Annotated in this window: 15 protein-coding genes; 3 read left to right on the forward strand and 12 right to left on the reverse strand. The window is 55.8% G+C overall.

Features of this window, described 5'->3' with window-relative positions; translation table 11 throughout:
* Positions 1-323: 323 nt before the first annotated feature.
* The 6 genes from ABLO27_RS26110 to ABLO27_RS26135 all read right to left on the reverse strand — a co-directional run bounded on the left by ABLO27_RS26110 (position 324) and on the right by ABLO27_RS26135 (position 6392).
* Positions 324-1172, reverse strand: coding sequence for a carbon-nitrogen hydrolase family protein (locus ABLO27_RS26110; protein WP_353037040.1), 849 nt, complete (start codon positions 1170-1172; stop codon positions 324-326).
* Positions 1173-2081: a MurR/RpiR family transcriptional regulator gene (locus ABLO27_RS26115; RefSeq protein ID WP_353037041.1), complete on the reverse strand. Its 909-nt coding sequence runs from the start codon at positions 2079-2081 to the stop codon at positions 1173-1175.
* A 131-nt stretch (positions 2082-2212) separates the two neighbouring features.
* Positions 2213-3505 (reverse strand): TRAP transporter large permease, encoded by a 1293-nt coding sequence (locus ABLO27_RS26120; RefSeq protein ID WP_353037042.1) that lies wholly within the window; start codon positions 3503-3505, stop codon positions 2213-2215.
* On the reverse strand, positions 3502-4056 hold the full coding sequence (locus ABLO27_RS26125) for a TRAP transporter small permease (protein ID WP_353037043.1): 555 nt from the start codon (positions 4054-4056) through the stop codon (positions 3502-3504). Before ABLO27_RS26125 ends, ABLO27_RS26120 begins: the two co-directional genes overlap by 4 nt.
* Positions 4057-4122: 66 nt before the next feature.
* Entirely contained in the window at positions 4123-5136 is a 1014-nt protein-coding gene (dctP, locus tag ABLO27_RS26130) for a TRAP transporter substrate-binding protein DctP (RefSeq protein WP_353037044.1), read from the reverse strand.
* Between the two features lie 356 nt (positions 5137-5492).
* Positions 5493-6392, reverse strand: coding sequence for a MurR/RpiR family transcriptional regulator (locus ABLO27_RS26135; protein ID WP_353037045.1), 900 nt, complete (start codon positions 6390-6392; stop codon positions 5493-5495).
* Between the two features lie 109 nt (positions 6393-6501).
* Here ABLO27_RS26135 and ABLO27_RS26140 point away from each other — a divergent pair, with 109 nt between their 5' ends.
* The 3 genes from ABLO27_RS26140 to ABLO27_RS26150 are packed head-to-tail and all read left to right on the forward strand — an operon-like array spanning position 6502 to position 10250.
* A complete protein-coding gene (locus ABLO27_RS26140) occupies positions 6502-7284 on the forward strand; it encodes an enoyl-CoA hydratase/isomerase family protein (RefSeq protein ID WP_353037046.1) in 783 nt (260 codons plus the stop codon).
* A gap of 19 nt (positions 7285-7303) precedes the next feature.
* Positions 7304-9448 carry an acetate--CoA ligase family protein gene (locus ABLO27_RS26145; protein WP_353037047.1) on the forward strand — a complete coding sequence of 715 codons (2145 nt, stop codon included), beginning with the start codon at positions 7304-7306 and terminating at the stop codon, positions 9446-9448.
* 1 nt (position 9449) lies between these two features.
* Positions 9450-10250, forward strand: a complete 801-nt coding sequence (locus ABLO27_RS26150; protein WP_353037048.1) for a crotonase/enoyl-CoA hydratase family protein — start codon at positions 9450-9452, stop codon at positions 10248-10250.
* A gap of 68 nt (positions 10251-10318) precedes the next feature.
* Here the strand turns inward: ABLO27_RS26150 and ABLO27_RS26155 are convergent, their stop codons facing one another.
* The 6 genes from ABLO27_RS26155 to ABLO27_RS26180 all read right to left on the reverse strand — a co-directional run bounded on the left by ABLO27_RS26155 (position 10319) and on the right by ABLO27_RS26180 (position 18266).
* Positions 10319-11827, reverse strand: a complete 1509-nt coding sequence (locus ABLO27_RS26155; RefSeq protein ID WP_353037049.1) for a SpoVR family protein — start codon at positions 11825-11827, stop codon at positions 10319-10321.
* A complete protein-coding gene (locus tag ABLO27_RS26160; RefSeq protein WP_353037050.1) occupies positions 11820-13142 on the reverse strand; it encodes a YeaH/YhbH family protein in 1323 nt (440 codons plus the stop codon). Before ABLO27_RS26160 ends, ABLO27_RS26155 begins: the two co-directional genes overlap by 8 nt.
* A gap of 23 nt (positions 13143-13165) precedes the next feature.
* Positions 13166-15103: a PrkA family serine protein kinase gene (locus tag ABLO27_RS26165; RefSeq protein WP_353037051.1), complete on the reverse strand. Its 1938-nt coding sequence runs from the start codon at positions 15101-15103 to the stop codon at positions 13166-13168.
* Positions 15104-15406: 303 nt separating this feature from the next.
* Positions 15407-16402 (reverse strand): ABC transporter ATP-binding protein, encoded by a 996-nt coding sequence (locus ABLO27_RS26170; protein ID WP_353037052.1) that lies wholly within the window; start codon positions 16400-16402, stop codon positions 15407-15409.
* Positions 16399-17430 (reverse strand): Gfo/Idh/MocA family protein, encoded by a 1032-nt coding sequence (locus tag ABLO27_RS26175; RefSeq protein ID WP_353037053.1) that lies wholly within the window; start codon positions 17428-17430, stop codon positions 16399-16401. Before ABLO27_RS26175 ends, ABLO27_RS26170 begins: the two co-directional genes overlap by 4 nt.
* A complete protein-coding gene (locus ABLO27_RS26180) occupies positions 17427-18266 on the reverse strand; it encodes a carbohydrate ABC transporter permease (RefSeq protein ID WP_352948775.1) in 840 nt (279 codons plus the stop codon). Before ABLO27_RS26180 ends, ABLO27_RS26175 begins: the two co-directional genes overlap by 4 nt.
* Positions 18267-18270: the final 4 nt, after the last annotated feature.

Here is an 18270-nt window from a genome sequence, read left to right on the forward strand (position 1 = left end):
CGCACAAAACAAGAAAATCATGCACAAACAACAAAACAAAAAAAGCCCGCACGGTGCACTCCCGCGGGCTTTTTGACGTCGAAAACGGAAACAGAGCAAAAACTAAAAGGGCTTCCTGACGTGAAAAACTAAGTGCCCTCACTCAAAAACAGAACGTCAAACAGGCTAAAAGCCTAAACAGAACGCTCGATAAGTCTGAGCAACGCACAAAACAAATTCCAATCTGACAGACCTCGGTGGTTCCAAAGCTTTCTTCGTCGGGCATTCAGAAAAAAAGACCCCGCACGGTTGTCCCGGCGGGGTTTTCAGGTGGGACCGGAGAGTTAGGCCTTCATCAGGTCTATCCGATAGTGCTCCAACCGGTCCTTGAGGAAAGTGTAGTCGCTGCGTGCCTTTTTGAGCGTCGCTTTGTTGATGGTGATGACCCGAAAGTCCTCTTCAGTCTCAGCAAACGAAAGCGGTAGAGTATTTTCATCCTGCCAGGGCAGGCAGAACAGGGAATTGCCGTAGGTTTTTCCGGCTCTGTTCAGGGACAGGAAAAAAACCTGATTTTCTAGCGCCCTGGCGACGGCGAAGGCATGCCAGGTATGAAAGCTCTCATCGCGGTAATAAGCGCCGCAATGAAGAAGAACATCGACATTCTGGTCAATCACCAACGTTCTGGAAAGTTCCGGAATGCGAATGTCGTAACAGATGATGGGAGCGAGCCGGAAGCCATTGACCTCAAAGGCGAAAAGGTGGTTTCCGCGATTGAAATACTCCTTTTCCATCGATGCGCCATATTGGGCCAGGTGCAGCTTGTCGTAATAGCCTTTTAGGGTGCCATTCGGACCGACCACTCCGACACTGATAAAAGGACCGTTCCTGTCCGCCCTCGGAAAGCCATAGGAAACATGAACGCCAAACTCCTGGGCGACTTTCCGCCAGGCTTGAAACGACGCGCCTTCCAGGGTCTCTGCCAGGTCATTCAGGCATGAAAACGTTTCGCGCGAATAGTCGATGCTTGAGAGTTCAGGTAGAACCACCAGATCGACCGCCGGTTCCGTAGCCAGCTTTGCTCTCACTTTTGCAACGGATTCTTCCAGGTGAGCATCTCGTTCCGCCGCAGTTTTCATTGGTGGAATGCTGATCTGGCAGGCCAGCAGCGAAAGAGTCTCGTTGGCACTCATCATTCAGGCTTTCTTGTTCTTCCAGTATTCATTCATTCGCATTCGGTCCGCCTCGATCCTTTCAATCCGCTCAACCACGTCGCTGGATTGTCCGATGGTGAAGAAGCCGATCAGGGCCTCTATCAGCACCGTGGTGCCGACATAAGATTCAAAAAACAGCGGGCTGCGGTTCGGTCCGAGCAATACGTAGTCCGCTTCGAATGCAATGGGGGAGGCGGGGCTGTCGGTAATGGCAACGACCTTGGCGCCGCGCTCCCGGGCGATGATTGCCAATTCGATTGAAGCACGGGCGCAGGGTTGCTGACTGATGGATATCATCACGTCGCCTTCACCGATATCGGCAACAGGATCGGCAAACACACCACCTTCACCACGGACCAGTCGGATTTTTCCGCTTGCCATGCCACCTATGTAATGAGTGTAGGCGGAAAAGCTCGCCGAGGCCTGCATCCCGACGACAAAGATTTGCCGGCTCTCGTTCAGTATGTGGGCGACACTGGAGAAATAATCCGGATCGATGGAATCGAATATTGCGCTGACATTGGCGAGGGTTGACGACCGGAATTCTTCCCAGACTTCGCGTTTGCTGGTATCGCCACCGGTCTTCTGCAGGCTTTCTGCGCGCAGGTGATATTCCTTGATATCGTTTTGCTGCACCTGCTTGCGGTAGATTTCACGCAGCTCGCCATAGGTTTCATAGCCGAGTGTCTTGGCCAGGCGCGCAAAGTTCGGCAGGGAGACACCGGCACTGGAGGCGACCTGGCGCATCGACAGAGTTGCGATGTCGCCCGGATGTTCCAGCATATAGGTCGCGGCAACCTTCAAGGCGCGCGGCAATCCTGGAAACACTTCCTTTAAACGTTCGCTGACACTGAGATACGTGTTCATGTCGGTCGTCTTTTCCTGTGGCAAACGAGTCTCCCTGCCTGATTTCCGGGCGCTGATCTGATCATTCGTTACACCCAAGAGCAACAGTTATTACATTTGCAACAACTGCAGCCGGGACATTCCTTGAACGATGGCGCTGCACCTCCTGCAATTGCCTATCGGCTTAACAACAGATCGGGCAGCCAGAGCGACAGCGCCGGCACGAAGGTGGTCACTGCAAGGGTTGGAAGCCACGCACAGAAGATGAACAGGAAGGTCGGGCCGAGCATTTTGCTCACCGGAGTGTTTGTCACCTGGGCCCCGAGATAAAGCAGCGGCGCTGTGGGAGGCGTCACATTGGCCATTCCCAGGTTCACGCCCAGGATTGCGGCAAAGTGGATCGGATCGACGCCTACGCTTTGGACAATCGGTAGCAACAGCGGTGTCGAAAGAAGCAGACCTGAAATGTCGTCCATCAGCATGCCGATCAGGATCATAACAAGATTGACCATGAGCAGGATGACGATTGGATTTTCCGAGACGGAAAACACCATTTCGCGCGCAATGGTCGGGATGTCTTCGAAGATGAGGAACCGACTGACGATCAGGACCATGAAGATCATCGTCATGACGACGCCGATGGTGATACCTGCATCCGACAATGTGTTGATCAGGCTGCGCCAGGTCAGTCCTCTGTAGACATAAATCGCGATCGGGATCGAATAGACCACGGCAACGCCGGCAGCCTCGGTTGGTGTCATGATGCCACCATAGATACCGCCAAGAATGATCAGCGGCATGAACAGAGCGGGCATGGCCTGGCGCGTTTGCAGTTTGAATTCGGGGACGAAGTCTTTCGGCCGGTCTGTAACCTTTATGTCCTTGTATTTGCGCAAGGCAAACTGATTTGTGACGATCAGCAGAATGATCAGGATGATGCCCGGAATAACAGTCGACAGAAACGCCTTGAGCACTGATTGCTGGGCGACCCAGGCGTAAAGAATGTGCGAGGAACTTGGCGGAATCAGCAGGCCCAGGGGACTGGCGCTGACGATTAACGCAGCGGACAGTCCTTCAGGATAATTGGCCTTGCGCAAGTGAGGCATCATGATGCCGCCGATGCACGTCAGCGTCGCATTTGCGCTGCCCGAAATCGAACCGAAGATGCCACTGGCGACGACGGCGGCTGCTGAAAGGCCGCCCTTGATGTGGCCGATGAAAAGTTCGGCCAGGGCAACCAGTGGCGCCGCGATCTTGCCCTTCTCCATGATGGCTCCGGCAATCATGAAAAGAGGGATTGCGAGGAGAACCAGTGTGTTCATCTTCCAGTAGCCGGCTGGGAGATAGCCGGTGATGTCATGTCCCCCGGTCAGGGCAAGGAAAAGAAGAACAGCGCCAAAGGCGATATAGACACTGACCCCGAGCAGCAGCAGGCCGCAGATGATGAGAATGCTTCCGAAGATGATCATTGTTCGGTCTCCGGATGCGCGGCCTCAAATCCTTCGGGACCATCGATGAGATGCAGCACCATGTAGATTGCGTTGAAGAGGGTCATGAAGAAAAAACCGACCAGGATCGCGGCACGCGGAAAAACGGCCGGAATCTTGAGTGCAGTGGTCGTTTCCCAGAGCGGATAGGCAATGATTTCGCTCTCCACTGCCAGGTAGCACCAGTAGACAATGTAGAGGCCGATCACCAGTTCGATGATGTAGACGAGCAGACCGCGCCACCAGGCCAGTTTCGATTTGCCCAGCACGACGCCAAGAATGTCTGCATTGACGTGAGATTTTCTTTCTGCCGCAAGAGCAGCTCCGAAGAAGAAGGACCAGAAACTGATCGCCAGCAGCCATTCTTCATAGGCGAAGAGATTGCCGGAAAAACCGTATCGGATAACGACCACCGCGCAGAACGTGAGGGCCATCAAGAGGCCGCCGGCGGCGACGAAGAGGCGCATGAAGTTGATGACCGCTCTCAAAGGGCGCGCAGCGGCTGGCGGCAGTCGGTCCACGATCTCGGTCATTCGCCCCTCCCAAAGGCTGCCTGATAAAAGTAGCCGGCGACCAGGGCCGCCGGCCCGTTCGCCCGATTATTCGGCGGTCAGGCGGTCCAGAGTGTCTTGCCCTACGGTTTCAACCATTGTCGGCCAGATGTTTTCACGCACCCAGGCAGCCATTTCGGCCTGTTCGTCATCGTTGAGAGCCAGGATCTCATAGCCCTTCTCTTCAAGCTTCTTGCCGAACTCTGCGTCGTTGGCACGGTTATAGGCGAAGAAATCGTCGGAAGCCTTGGTGAAAGCCGCCTGAACAACGGCACGCTGCTCGTCGTTGAGCTTGGCCCATGTTTTTTCAGACGCGTAGTAGGAAGTCAGCTCGGAAACCGAGTTGTACTGAACGTAGTAGTTTCCGACATCCGATTGCGCGAAGATGGAGTAGGTCGCTGACTTGGTGCAGCAGATCGCGCCGTCGACGATCCCGGACTGAAGAGCAGGGAAGATATCGCCCCACGCCATGGTGGTGGCCTGATAGCCCATGCCTTCAACCATTGACTTGATCACGTTTGAAGACCAGACGCGAATGTTCATGTCCTTGGCGCCGAGGGTATTCCAGTTCTCCGGTTTCTTGCTCGCAACAATTCCGGTGAACCCTTCGGGATTGTTGGCCAGGAGGCGAAGACCCAATTCGTTCAGGCGTTCCTGCAGGATCTGGTTGAAAGGGGAGTCCATATTGCGCATCACGCTGTCCATCTCGTCAAAATTGTTGACGAGGAAAGGCATCGACAGGAATTCCAGCCGCGGATCCTTGTGCGAATAGATGAAGGCAGCGGTGAAGTCGATGTTGCCGCGAATTGTGTCTTCCATGAGCGCTTCACCGGAACCGAGCTGGTTGGCCGGGAAGATCGACATTTTCAGCCCGACATCGGCTGCTTCGATGTCCGCCTTGATCTGCTCCATCATCTTGGTGCCCGGATGATCGACCGGGAAGGTGCCTGCGAATTTCAGGCGCATGTCAGCGGCTGTCGCCGCACTCATCGCAGACATCGTCAGGGCGCCAGCCAGAGTGACTTGGGCGAGAACTTTTCCGAATTTCAGTGACTTGAGCATGATTTCCTCCCTTGCTCAGGCTCGTCGTGACCGGCACCGAGGGGCAGCGGTGCGAGGACCTCACCGCGATTTGTCCAATACGGCACCACGCGTGTGATTGGCTTGAGCTAACGGTAAAAATATTACAAATGCAACTCTTTTGTTGAAATATGTTACATTTGATAAAAGTCAAGCAAGGCACGAGCGACGCCCGGAAAACGCTGAAGATTGGAAAACTTCTGGAAAAAGGTGAGTCTGCTTTCATAGCAAATGAAGGAAACAGGCTGTGATATCAATGCGGAAGGCGCATGCCTCTGGAGGAAAGGAGGCACTGAGTGGGAGTGGCTCGCATTATGTCTTGCAATTTGAAGAAGAAACTAATTTTTGCGCAACTTCGGCAACTTGGCCTGCCAGTAAGCGCCGAAATCTTCCCGGAGCGCTTCATAGCTCGCAATGCGGGCCTGCGCGTCGTCTCCGCCTCGGCTGACAAGGTGATAGAGCAGGCACTCAAGGACCACCATTGCGCCTGAAAAACAGCTGAAGTGGTGCAGAGAATTTAGCGACACCTTCAGGAAAAGATCCGCATCGATATTGGGCGCAATAAGTTCTGAATCGGAAATCAGGATGACACGTGTTCCGTTTCGTTTTGCCAGTCTCAATGCGCTGATCGTGTCTGCGCTGTAGGGAGGAAATGTAATCGCCAGGAGAACGTCCTCCTGGCCGACCGAGATCATTTCATCGACCGGGCTGCCCATGTGCCGGGGAATCAGATGCAGGTTCGGCAGCGCCATGCGGCCGACATAGTGAAAGTAATAGGCGAGTGCGTAGCTGGCGCGCGTCGCTGTTACGTAAGCACTGCGAGCCCCTTTGAGCATGTCCACCGCCATTTCCGTCTTCTCCACGGTGAGAAGACGAAGCGACTGTTTGACGATATCGACTTCATTGCGAACTGTTTGGGCATGAGACTGTCCGAACTCGCCGCTGTCGGACAGGCGGTCGATCCAGCCGTCTCCGCCGGCGGTGTCATACTGTTCCACCAGAGAAATCCGAAATGGTTCGCGCAGGTCCTCAAAACTTGCAAAACCAAGGTGGTTGGCGAGGCGCACAAGGGAATTGGCGCTGATACCGATCTTGTCCGCCGTCGCCCGGATCGTGTCGAGACCAAAGTCGTTGGCATGGTCGATAATGTATTTCGCGGCGAGCTGCAGGCGTGGCGGTAGGGAGTCAACGTCTCTCAGCAGTTGCTTGCAGATTTCGTTTTTTTGATTGGAAGACACAGCCGCTCTCCGCGCTTGGACAAAAAAGAACATTTGTTCTTATAATACTGGATTGAGAATATTTGTGCCTCCTGCGCATGTCACGTCCGAATTTTCAAAGGAGGGCGTCATGCCGTACCAGACCATCATCTATCGCAGGAACGGACCGGTTGCCGAAATCCGCTTCAATCGGCCTCATCGGCTGAATGCAGTCGTATCCGAGCTCTATGCCGAAACCATCGAAGCCTTGAGCGAGGCTGCAAACGACATTGATGTGCGCTGTGTCGTGCTGACGGGCGAGGGCCGCGCTTTCTGCGTTGGAGCCGATCTGAAGGAGCACGGGGCAGGAACGCGGACCGAGCTGGAAAAACTGCAGTATCTGCAGCTTGGAAACGATGTCTGCGAAGCAATCTACAAACATCCAAAGCTCATCATTGCAGCAGTCAATGGATATGCCCTCGGCGCGGGGGCGGAAATGTCCTGTTCAGCTGATTTCATTCTGATGAAGCAGAGCGCACAGATCGGGTTTCCAGAGATCTCCATCGGAACCCATGTGGGCGGAGGCGTCACTGAAATTCTGCCGCGGCTTGTCGGTCTGGCGAAAGCGCGTGAACTGATCTTCACGGGACGGCGGATTGATGGCGCGGAAGCCGTTGATATCGGCCTCGCGACAAAGGTCCTTGCCGACGAAGAATTCGAGGCCGGAGTTGCTGCCTTTGCAGCTGAAATCGGCGCCAAAGCGCCGTTTTCGATGCGTTTTGCCAAGGAAAACCTGAACAACGCGCATCGGGACCACGCCTCGCGCCTGGTCACTGAACTGGATGCGCTGCGCACCTGCATGTTGACCGAAGACTGGCAGGAAGGTGTCAACGCCTTTGCGGAAAAGCGGGCACCCGTTTTCAAGGGCAGATAACAGGGCAGGACTTAAGCTCATGAGCAACGCACTCAACAACATCTTCAAGGCACAATCCATCGCCATTATCGGGGCTTCGAACGATCCCTTCAAACGCGGCAACCAGGCAATCCGAATGTTGCGCGCGGATGGGTACGAGGGCCGGATCTACCCGATCAATCCGAAAGCGCCTGAAATCCTCGGCTTGAAAGCCTACGCTTCCGTTCTGGAAGTCGATGACCGGATCGACGTGGTACTTGTCTGCACGCCGGCAAAGACATTACCGGCCATTTTGGAGCAATGCGGCAAGAAGGATATTCCGGGAGCCGTCGTGCTGGCGGCCGGATTTGCCGAAATCGGAGCAGACGGTGAGGCCATCACAAAAGACGCGTTGGAGGCAGCGAGAAAACACAACGTGAGGATTGTCGGACCGAATACCAACGGAGTGTTCAACCTCCACAACAAGATGAACATGGTTGGCGTTCAGGACGTGGAGCCGGGAAACATCGGCATCTGCTCCCAGTCGGGCAACATGATGCTTGCCTTTGTCACAGAGGCGAAGCGCCGGGGAGGTGTTGGTTTCTCATCATACATCGGAGTCGGCAACCAGCTGGATGTGAACCTGGCCGAGTATCTTCAATATTTCGGTGATGATGACGACACAAGGGCGCCGGTCTTCTATGTCGAGGGTTTTCAGGACGGGCGTGCGTTTCTGGAAACCTGCAGGGAGGTGACGCAGAAAAAACCGGTCGTCGTCTATAAGTCCGGCCGAACCGAAGCCGGACAGGTTGCGGCGAGTTCTCACACCGGGTCGCTGGCCTCCAGCTTCGACCTGACCCGGGGTCTGTTGCGGCAGGCCGGAGCAACCGTCGTTGAGCAGTCGGACAAGATCCTGTCGATTGCCGAGGGGCTCTCCAAGCTGGCTGTTCCGCAAGGAGGCCGGGTGGCCATTCTGGCAGATGGCGGCGGCCACGCAACAGTGACAGTCGATGCTCTGGTCGACGCCGGTGTTGAGCTTGCTGACCTGTCCACGGAAACAATTGAGAAGCTGCGGGATGCACTGCCCGCGGCGGCATCCTGCATCAATCCGGTGGACGTTGCCGGGGGCACCGACGACGATCCATCGGTCAGTGCAACATGCGCAGAATTCCTTCTTGCGGATGAGAATGTCGACATCCTGATGATCATCGGCATGTATGGCGGCTTTGCCGCCCGTTTCAATCCGGCGTTGCTCGACGCGGAAATCGAAACTTCCCGGCAGCTGGCAGCACTGCCTGAGAAGTATGGCAAACCTCTGATCGTGCAGAGTGTCTACAACACCCTGCGTCCGAAACCCATCGAGGTACTGAAGGATGCAGGCGTCCCGGTCTTTGTCTGGCCCGAACCTGCCGTTCGGTGCGTCGCGGAACTGATTGACTATGCAAGGGCCAGGGCCAGGAACGCATCATCGCCTCTCATCGTCCCTGACGGTCCAACTGCGGAGGGCATGAAAATTCTGACCGAGGTCAGCGGCGCGCAAAGAGACGCCCTTTATGAACACGAAGCAAAGGATCTCCTGGCAGCTTACGATGTTGCGGTTCCGGGACAGATGCTCGCCCGCAGCGAAGAAGATCTGGTCCGGGTTTCGGGGGAGCTTGGCGATGGGGCAATGGCGATGAAAGTCGTCAGCCAGGACATTTTGCACAAGTCGGATGCAGGTGGGGTAAAGCTCAAGCTCTCCGGTGAGAATGCGCTGCGCCAGGCGTATCGGGAAATCCTCTCGAACGCGCGTGCCTACGATCCGGACGCTGATATTCATGGGGTTCTGGTTTCACCGATGGCACAGCCAGGGGTCGAGATAATCATCGGTGTTGTGCATGATCCCATGTTTGGCCCGGTCATGATGTTTGGTCTCGGGGGCATATTCGTGGAAGTGTTGAAGGACGTTTCCTTCCGGGCCCTGCCAATGAGCCGGGCAGATGCTGAAGAGATGATTGGTGAAATACAGTCCAGCAAGATCTTGGATGGAGTGCGCGGCGGATTGCCTGTCGACAAGGACGCGCTGACCGATCTGATGATGAAGGTCTCCCAACTGGCGCTTGCCCATCCGGAAATCAGGGAAATTGATCTGAACCCGGTTATTGTGCGGCCAGATGGCTATGAAGTTGTCGACGCGCGCATGATCCTGAATTCGAAAGGCCACTGACATGACCGACAAGCTGTTAGTTACGAAAGAAGGTCACGTGGTGACCTTGACCCTCAACATGCCCGAGACGCGCAACGCGTTGACCGACGCGGATCTTTGCGATGCGCTCGTCAACGCATTGCATACGATCAACGCAGACCAGTCCGTGCGATGCGCCATACTGACCGGAACGGGCAAGGCCTTTTCATCCGGCGGCAACCTCAAACACATGCAGGAAAAGTCATCGATCTTCGGCGGTGATGCTATTGATGCAAAGGATCGGTATCGCGAAGGAATTCAACGTGTTGCCAGAGCTGTCTGGGAATGTGAAGTGCCTCTGATCGCGGCGGTCAACGGCCCTGCTTACGGCGCTGGATGCGACATGACCTGCATGTGCGATATCCGTATCGCGTCTTCCCGTGCAACGTTTGCCGAGAACTTTGTTCGTGTCGGCTTGATCTCCGGCGATGGTGGCGCCTGGCTGCTGCCGCGTCAGGTCGGCCTTTCACGGGCAGCCGAAATGACGTTCACGGGCGATCCGGTGGATGCTGAAACGGCGCTTTCCTGGGGGCTCGTTTCGAAGGTGACCGAACCTGAAGAACTGTTGCCCGAAGCAAACAGGCTGGCATCACGAATTGCGCAAAACCCGCCTCGCCAATTGCGCATGGCCAAGCGCCTGTTGCGGGAAGGTCTGAACACCCGTTTCGACAGTCTGCTGCAGTTGGCTGCCGTTTATCAGGGAGCGTGCCACCAGACCGAGGATCACTCTGAAGCAGTGGATGCGCTGCTGGAAAAGCGCGCGCCTCAGTTCACCGGACGTTGACAAACAACACCGGCACCGAGTTTGAAGCCCGGTGCCGGTGTTCATTCAAAAATCAGGTTGAAGCCAGGTTAGGTGGTTGAGTTGACTTCCTTCAGTTCGACCTTGTAGCCCCACAATTGTTCAACATATCTCAACGTGGCCGCTTTGCTGTCGGCGTCCAGTGAAACGCCATTGCGCCGAACAGCCTGCAGGTGCAGACAACGATCTCCCCGTAAATCCGCATCAACGATCTGGATGTCCGGTTCCATGTTGGAAAGATCGTGATTGCGGGCCAGCACGTCGCGCAAATGACGATAGCCGTGATCGTTGTGGATCCCCGTGATGGTGCAATAGGAGGCGCTTGCCTCATCGGCCAGAGCGAACATCCGGAAGCGCCGCATGACAGTTGGCGACAGGAATTGCTGGATGAAACTCTCGTCCCGATAGTTTGCCCAGGCGTGTTTCAGCACGTTACGCCAATCTCCTGACCCCGCAATGTCGGGGAACCATTCCCTGTCTTCCTCCGTTGGTTCCTCGCACACCCGTTTGATGTCCTGCATCATGGCAAAACCCAAAGCATAGGGATTGATGCCGCCATAGCGCGGATCATCGAAGCCGGGTTGGGTCAGCACGTTGGAATGACTGTGCAGGATTTCCAGCATGGCACCGTCCGTCAGGCGGCCCTCGGCGTAGAGTGCGTTCAAAATGTAGTAGTGGACGAAGCAGGCGCAGCCTTCGTTCATCACCTTGGTCTGCTTCTGCGGATAGAAATACTGACCCACATTGCGCACGATCCTGAGGATTTCACGTTGCCAGGATTGCAGTATAGGGCTGTAGAGCTCGAGGAAATAGAGGAGGTTTTCCTCCGGAAGCTGCATCTCGCGTTTGCGTTCCAGCAGCGCGGCGTCGCCGTTTCTTTCGTCGGCCGGCTTGTCGAGAATGGTGTTCCAGAGATAATGGACGTTCTTCTCCGCCGCGGCGAGCCGTTCCTGACGTTGCTCTTCTGCTTCGCGCAGGGACAGCTGGCGCGGACGGCGGTGCCGGAATACGCCGAAGGACATCAGCGCGTGGGCAGCGTCAAGCAGAGCCTCGACTTCATCGGCACCATGCTTTTCCTCGCAGCCTGCGATAAACCGGCGCGCATATTCCAGATAGTCAAGAATGCCTTCCGCGTCTGTCCACTGTTCAAACAGGTGGTTGGACTTGAAAAAATGGTTATGGCCGAAGGCTGCGTGCGCCATGACGAGCGCCTGAAGCGGCATGGTGTTTTCTTCAAGGCAATAGCTGATGCACGGATCGGAATTGATGACGATCTCGTAGGCCAACCCGCGTGCACCCTTTCTGTAGAGGCGTTCATGGCCGAGGAAATGCTTGCCAAATGACCAGTGATGATACATCAGCGGCATGCCGATGGAGGAATAGGCGTCGAGCATCTGCTCTGACGAAATGATCTCGATCTGGTTGGGGTAGGTGTCCAGCTCCAGATCTGTCCGGGACACGTGCTCAATCGCGTCAAAGGTTCTGCGTAGCGTATCGAAATCCCAGTCGGCCTGATCGAACAGCGGGGTCGATTTGGAAGATTCGGCACGCCTATCCATGGTTCTTTCCTGCATGATCCTTTGCGAAGAGTTCGCGGAAAACGGGATAGATATCGGAGGCCTTGGAAACACGTTTCCTGGCAAAATTCGGCCAGATATCAGCGACCTGACGATAGGACTCCCATAATTCCATGCCACTGGCTTCGCTGTTGATCAGTTGAGCTTCGTCCTCGTCGACAATCTCGACATAGGCAAAGTACTGGCAGATCTTCATCAGCTCCTCGTTCAGAAGCGATGCGCATTTTGAAGAATCGCCGCTGAAGTTCTCACCATCGGAGGCCTGAGCGGCGTAAATGTTCCACTCGGATGGCGGATATCGCTCGTCTATGACGTCTTTCATCATGACAAGAGCGGTACTGACAACGGTTCCTCCGGTCTGGGGAGAATAGAAGAAGGTTTCCTCGTCCACTTCGGATGCATCATGGGTATGGCGAATGAAGACGATATCGGTCTTTTCATAACGCCGGTCGAGGAACAGGTGCAGCAGCATGAAGAACCGCTTGGCCAGGTCTTTTTCCCGTTCTCCCATGGAAGCAGATACGTCCATCAGGCAGAACATGACGGCATTTGCATTGGGTTCGGGCTGCTGTTCGAAATAATTGTAGCGAACGTCCAGCGGGTCGATATAGGCCACCACCCGGCGACGCCTCATGATCTGGTCACGCTTTGCCCTGAGGGCGATGAGTTCGTCTATCTGTTCCTTGGTGGGGGAGGAAATCTGTTCCAGCAGCAGAATACGCCTCAACAGGTTCAGCGTTTCCTTGTCTTTGGGGCGGCCAAGTCCGATCCTTCGGCCAAGCGAGTTGCGCATTGTGCGCGCAACATTGATGTTGGCCGGAGCACCTGTGGTCGAATATCCTGCCCGGCGCGGATGGGTCTTGGTGATTTCCTTCAGGCTCTGCTTGATCAGGTCGGGCAGCTCGAGATCGTCAAAGAAGAAATCGAGGAACTCTTCGCGCGAGAGCGCGAACAGAAAATCATCCTCGCCTTCACCGTCCGGCGAGCCCTGTTTGCCGGCACCGCCCGCACCGCCCTGTGGCGGTTTTTCGATCTTGTCGCCGGTCTGGAAGGTCTTGTTTCCGGTAAAGACCTGTTCCCGCCGGCCGCTTTCACGCGATTGCCTGAAAGTCGGCTCGGCGATCCCTTCTGTGGGCACGGAAACGTCCTTGCCGCGATCGACATCGGCAATGCCACGTTCGCGCACGGCTTCTTCGACCGCCCTCTTGATTTGAGTGCGAACCCGTTTGAGAAACCGGCGCCTGTTGCTAAGACTCTTGTCCTTCGGGTTCAACCGGCGGTCGACGAAGTGCGCCATCGTTCATTCGGCCTCCACGTATCTTACCCTGCCTTGTTGACGCGCATGTACCATTCGACCAGGCGTCTGACCTGACGTTTGGTGTAACCGTGCCCGGTCATGCGCTCGACGAACTCGTGATGCTTGGCGTCGGTCTTCTTGTCCCGTTTGGCGCCGAAGCTGATCACCGGCAACAGTTCCTCGACCTTGCCGAACATGCGTTTTTCGATGACCTGACGCAGTTTCTCATAACGCCGCCAGTCCGGATTCTGGCCGTGGTTCTCTGCGCGTGCACGCAGCACGAACTTGACGACCTCGTTCCGGAAGTCCTTCGGGTTGGCAACGCCCGCCGGCTTTTCGATCTTTTCGAGTTCCTTTTCCAGAACCTCACGGTCGAAAATCTGGCCCGTGTCCGGATCCTTGTAGTCCTGCTCCTCGATCCAGGCATCGGCATAAGCAATGTACCGGTCGAACAAGTTCTGGCCGTAATCGGTATAGGATTCCAGATAGGCCTTCTGGATTTCATTACCGATGAATTCGGCGTAGTGCGGCGCAAGCTCCGTCTTGAGGAAGTCGAGATATTTGCTCTCGGTTTCCTTGTCGAACTGCTCCCGCCTGATGGCCTGTTCAAGCACATACATCAGGTGAACCGGGTCAGCCGAGATCTCCTCGGTATCATGGTTGAAGGTTTCCGACAGAACCTTGAACGCAAAGCGCGTCGATATGCCGTTCATGCCTTCATCGACACCAGCCGCGTCCCGGTATTCCTGCAGCGACTTTGCCTTGGGATCGGCGTCTTTCAGCATTTCGCCGTCGTAAACCCGGAGCTTGGAATAAAGCGTCGAGTTTTCATGCTCGTGTAGACGGGTCAGTACGCTGAACCTTGCCAGAAGCGGCAGGGTCTCGGGTGCGCAGGGCGCGTCCGATAGCGCGCTTTCACTCAGAAGCTTTTCATAGATTTCAGCTTCGCCGGTGGCGCGAAGGCAATAAGGCACCTTAACAACGCTGATGCGGTCCAGAAACGCTTCGTTGTTCTTGTTGTTCTTGAACTGATGCCATTCGGATTCATTCGAATGCGCCAGGATCAGGCCGCGATAGGGCAGGGCGCCGATGTTTTCGGTGCCCACGTATGACCCCTCCTGCGTTGCCGTCAGAAGCGGGTGCAGCACCTTGATGGGTGCTTTGAACATCTCGACGAATTCCATCAGACCCTGCGTCGTCCGGTTGAGTGCACCGGAGAAGCTGTAGGCGTCAGGATCGTTCTGGCTGAATTCCTCCAGCTTCCGGATATCGAGCTTGCCGACCAGGGAGGAAACGTCCTGGTTGTTCTCGTCGCCGGGTTCGGTCTTCGTCACGCCGATCTGCTGCAGCCGCGAGGGAAACAGCTTCACGATGGTGAATTTCGAGATGTCGCCATCAAATTCCTGCAGGCGTTTTGCCGCCCATGGCGAAATCAGTCCCGACAAAAGCCTTCTGGGAATGTTGTACTTGTCCTCAAGCAGATCGCCCATGCGCTCAGGACTGAACAGACCGAGAGGCGACTCGTAAATGGGGCTGAGCTGATGGCCAGCCTTGAGCACGTATATCGGCTCCTGTTCTATCAATCGCTTGAGAATTTCAGCGATACTGGACTTGCCGCCACCGACCGGTCCGAGCAGATAAAGGATCTGCTTGCGCTCCTCCAGACCCTGACTGGCATGTCTGAAGAAGCCGACGATGCGCTCGATCGTCGCTTCCATGCCGTAAAGGTTCTTGAACGGCGCGTATCGCTTGATTGTTCGATTCATGAATATACGGCCAAGACGCTGGTCCTGACTCGTATCGATGACCTCGGGCTCTCCAATCGCGGCCATCATTCGCTCTGCCGCCGTGGCGCGCATGAGCGGATCGTCTCTACAACCCAGGAGATAATCCTGGATTGAAAGCTCTTCCAGCTTCTTATTTTTGTAGTCTTCGGCGAACCGTGTGTAGATCTCCATCATTCGACTTCCATTTTAAGGCGATTCCGCATAATCGACCCCTATAAGGATACATGGGGTGCTCCTCCGCGGAGGCAATCCAATCTTTTGGATTCCGTAAATTTTTCGCTTTCAAAATAAAGTGCGATTTCTGATTCGTGCTGGATTCGTTGGCTCAGATGATACCACGCGAACAAGCCCGCGTGTTGGATTTCAGGCCGGGCAGTGGATATCTGGGCACCCGGCCACCACCCGGAAAGCACAAATGTTTCCAGGTGGAGCCGTCGGTTTTCCGCGGATTTGCAGCCAAATTTACCTTAAGGCCAATTAGGTGATGCGCTGGCCGTTCTGGTCGAAGAAATATTGCTTGTCCTGCTGAGCCGATATGCGGATCTGCTCTCCGACATCGATGCGATGCTGGCCGAACAGGCGGACCGTCAGCTCCGATGCGTCGGTGTCGACAATCAGGTTTGTATCTCCGCCAAGGTTCTCTATGTGGGAGACGCGGCCCGAGAGGGGCCCCTCCGGATCCAGCACCAGGTCTTCCGGCCGGATGCCGAGCGTGCGTGTGTCGCCATTGATCAGCGTGCTTGCAGGAAGGAAATTCATCGAAGGAGCCCCAAGAAAGCCGGCGACGAACTGGTTTGCCGGATTGTTGTAGAGCTCCATCGGGCTGCCAACCTGTTCGACGCGGCCGTCGCGCAGGAGAACGATCTTGTCAGCCAGGGTCATGGCTTCGGTCTGGTCGTGGGTCACATAGATCATCGACGCTGAAAGTTGCCTGTGAAGTCTTGAGATCTCCAGACGTGTGTTCATGCGCAGCGCGGCGTCGAGGTTGGAAAGCGGTTCATCGAACAGGAAGAGTTTCGGCTGCCGGACGATTGCACGCCCGATTGCCACGCGCTGGCGCTGGCCCCCGGAAAGTTCCGACGGGTACCGGTCCAGATAATCTTCCAGATTGAGCATCCGGCTGGCTTCGGCAACACGCTTCTCGATCTCCGCTTTCGGCTGGCGCTCCTGCTTCAGAGCAAGGGACATGTTGCCGCGAACATTGAGATGCGGGTAAAGCGCATAGGACTGGAAGACCATGGCAATGCCACGCTTGGCCGGAGGCGTCGCGTTGACCACCTTGCCCCCGATAGTGATCTCGCCGGAAGAGGCATCCTCAAGCCCCGAAATCACCCGCAACAAGGTTGACTTCCCGCAACCCGACGGACCGACGAAGACCACGAATTCGCCGTCTTCGACCTCCAGATCGATGTCTTTCAGAACATGGACGGCACCAAAAGATTTGTTGACGCCTTTCAGTGTCAAAGCCGTCATTGCTCGGTCTCCTTCAAGATAACGGGCTTGCCGCTGCGAATGCTTTCATCCGCCGCAAGGCAGATTGCCAGAGAGTTCACCGCGTCGTTCATGTGGCGGGTAAGGTCCATGTCTTCCGTGATTGCCTTGAGCACGAAGGCCTGTTCGGCGTCACAAAGTTCCTGGTGTCCGGGTTCGGAGGGCAGTTCGATCAATTGATCGCCATTTGGTTTGTGAACGAGGATGCCGCCGACCCTGGTATGACCGTCAATATCGGACGAGGCACCCTTGTCGCTGTCGGTTATCGAAACGGACCCGTTAGGTGAAACGATATCCTTCACGAAAAAGGCGGTTTCGGACATCATCGGACCCCAGCCGGCCTCGTACCAGCCCACCGAGCCGTCAGCGAAGACGACCTGGAACTGGCCATAATTGTACATGTCCTGCGCAATCTCGTCGCTCAAGCGCACACCCATTCCATGCACCCGCTCAGGTTCCGCGTCGGTGATCTGACACATCACATCGACATAGTGAACGCCGCAATCGACGATCGGGCTGGTGGTTCGCATGAGAGCCTTGTGGGTTTCCCATTCCGAGCCGCTGGATTGCTGGTTGAGGTTCAGGCGGAAGACGAACGGACCGCCAAGGTCCTGCGCTTCCTTGATGAGGCGTTGCCATGAAGGATGGTGGCGCAGGATATACCCGACCACGAGCTTGCGTCCGGTTTCCCTGGCCTTTGCCACCACCCGCCTGGCATCGGCAACATTGGTCGCCAGCGGCTTTTCGACGAAAACATGTGCTCCGGCATCCATCGCCGCACATGCATAGTCCGCATGACTGTCCGAATATGTGGCAACAACCACGATGTCCGGCCGTGTTTCCATACCGGCTTCAAATGTTGTGAAGACAGGGTAGTCGGAAAGCTCCGGCGGCAGGGTTGCGGGTGAGCGATTGACCAGTCCGACGACCTGGGCCGAAGGGAGCTTGTGATAGGCCAGAGCATGGGAGATCCCCATGTTGCCGAGGCCGACGATAAGGACACGTTTCATTTGACCGCTCCTGACGTAATGCCGCGGATAAGCTGGCGCGAGAAAATGACATAGAGGATGAGAACCGGCAGGATCGCCATCGACAGGGCCGAGAGAACGGCATTCCAGTCGGTCACGAACTGGCCGATAAAGACCTGGCTGCCCAGGGTCAGTGTTTTCACTTCTTCAGCCGGCGCCAGGATCAGCGGGAACCAGAGGTCGTTCCAGATAGGGATCATGTTGAACACTGCAACTGTCGCCATGGCCGGGCGGACAAGAGGCAGTACCAGCTTGAAGAAGATCGTATATTCGGTGAGGCCGTCGATGCGGCCGGCGTTTTTCAGGTCATCGGACACCTGGCGCATGAATTCGCTCAGGATGAACACCGCTAGCGGCAGGCCCTGGGCGGTGTAGACCAGAATCAGGGCCATGAGAGTGTTCACCAGACCCGTCGCAACCATCATTTCCAGGATGGCGACGGTCCCGATGCGAATCGGGATCATGATGCCGAGCGCCAGATAGAGCCCCATCAGCATGTTGCCGCGGAACCTGTATTCGCTGAGCGCAAACGCGGCCATGGCACCGAACAGCAGGATGAAAAACAGAGATGCCACTGTCACGATCATCGAGTTCTGGAAGTAGAGGAAGAAATCTCCCTGCTTCATCACGGTCTGGTAGCCGATCATCGAAAAACTGTCGGTGGTCGGCAGCGCCAGCGGCTCCCGGAAGATTGCCTTCCGGGTCTTGAAGCTGTTGATCAGGATGACGAACACCGGAAACAGTGCAATGAGCGTGTAAAGGATCAGCGCTCCGTGCATTGCCAGCGTATTGAGCGGGTTTGTGCGTGCCTTATGCATGGTC

Source organism: Roseibium sp. SCP15 (genome assembly GCF_040329435.1).
Classification (GTDB): domain Bacteria; phylum Pseudomonadota; class Alphaproteobacteria; order Rhizobiales; family Stappiaceae; genus Roseibium.

What these genes read in the sequence shown, in the direction of transcription:
- ABLO27_RS26110 (WP_353037040.1), bottom strand. Translation starts at nt 1,172, where the DNA reads ATGATGAGTGCCAACGAGACTCTTTCGCTGCTGGCCTGCCAGATCAGC.
- ABLO27_RS26120 (WP_353037042.1), bottom strand. Translation starts at nt 3,505, where the DNA reads ATGATCATCTTCGGAAGCATTCTCATCATCTGCGGCCTGCTGCTGCTC.
- ABLO27_RS26125 (WP_353037043.1), bottom strand. Translation starts at nt 4,056, where the DNA reads ATGACCGAGATCGTGGACCGACTGCCGCCAGCCGCTGCGCGCCCTTTG.
- dctP (WP_353037044.1), bottom strand. Translation starts at nt 5,136, where the DNA reads ATGCTCAAGTCACTGAAATTCGGAAAAGTTCTCGCCCAAGTCACTCTG.
- ABLO27_RS26140 (WP_353037046.1), top strand. Translation starts at nt 6,502, where the DNA reads ATGCCGTACCAGACCATCATCTATCGCAGGAACGGACCGGTTGCCGAA.
- ABLO27_RS26145 (WP_353037047.1), top strand. Translation starts at nt 7,304, where the DNA reads ATGAGCAACGCACTCAACAACATCTTCAAGGCACAATCCATCGCCATT.
- ABLO27_RS26150 (WP_353037048.1), top strand. Translation starts at nt 9,450, where the DNA reads ATGACCGACAAGCTGTTAGTTACGAAAGAAGGTCACGTGGTGACCTTG.
- ABLO27_RS26155 (WP_353037049.1), bottom strand. Translation starts at nt 11,827, where the DNA reads ATGGATAGGCGTGCCGAATCTTCCAAATCGACCCCGCTGTTCGATCAG.
- ABLO27_RS26160 (WP_353037050.1), bottom strand. Translation starts at nt 13,142, where the DNA reads ATGGCGCACTTCGTCGACCGCCGGTTGAACCCGAAGGACAAGAGTCTT.
- ABLO27_RS26165 (WP_353037051.1), bottom strand. Translation starts at nt 15,103, where the DNA reads ATGATGGAGATCTACACACGGTTCGCCGAAGACTACAAAAATAAGAAG.
- ABLO27_RS26170 (WP_353037052.1), bottom strand. Translation starts at nt 16,402, where the DNA reads ATGACGGCTTTGACACTGAAAGGCGTCAACAAATCTTTTGGTGCCGTC.
- ABLO27_RS26175 (WP_353037053.1), bottom strand. Translation starts at nt 17,430, where the DNA reads ATGAAACGTGTCCTTATCGTCGGCCTCGGCAACATGGGGATCTCCCAT.
- ABLO27_RS26180 (WP_352948775.1), bottom strand. Translation starts at nt 18,266, where the DNA reads ATGCATAAGGCACGCACAAACCCGCTCAATACGCTGGCAATGCACGGA.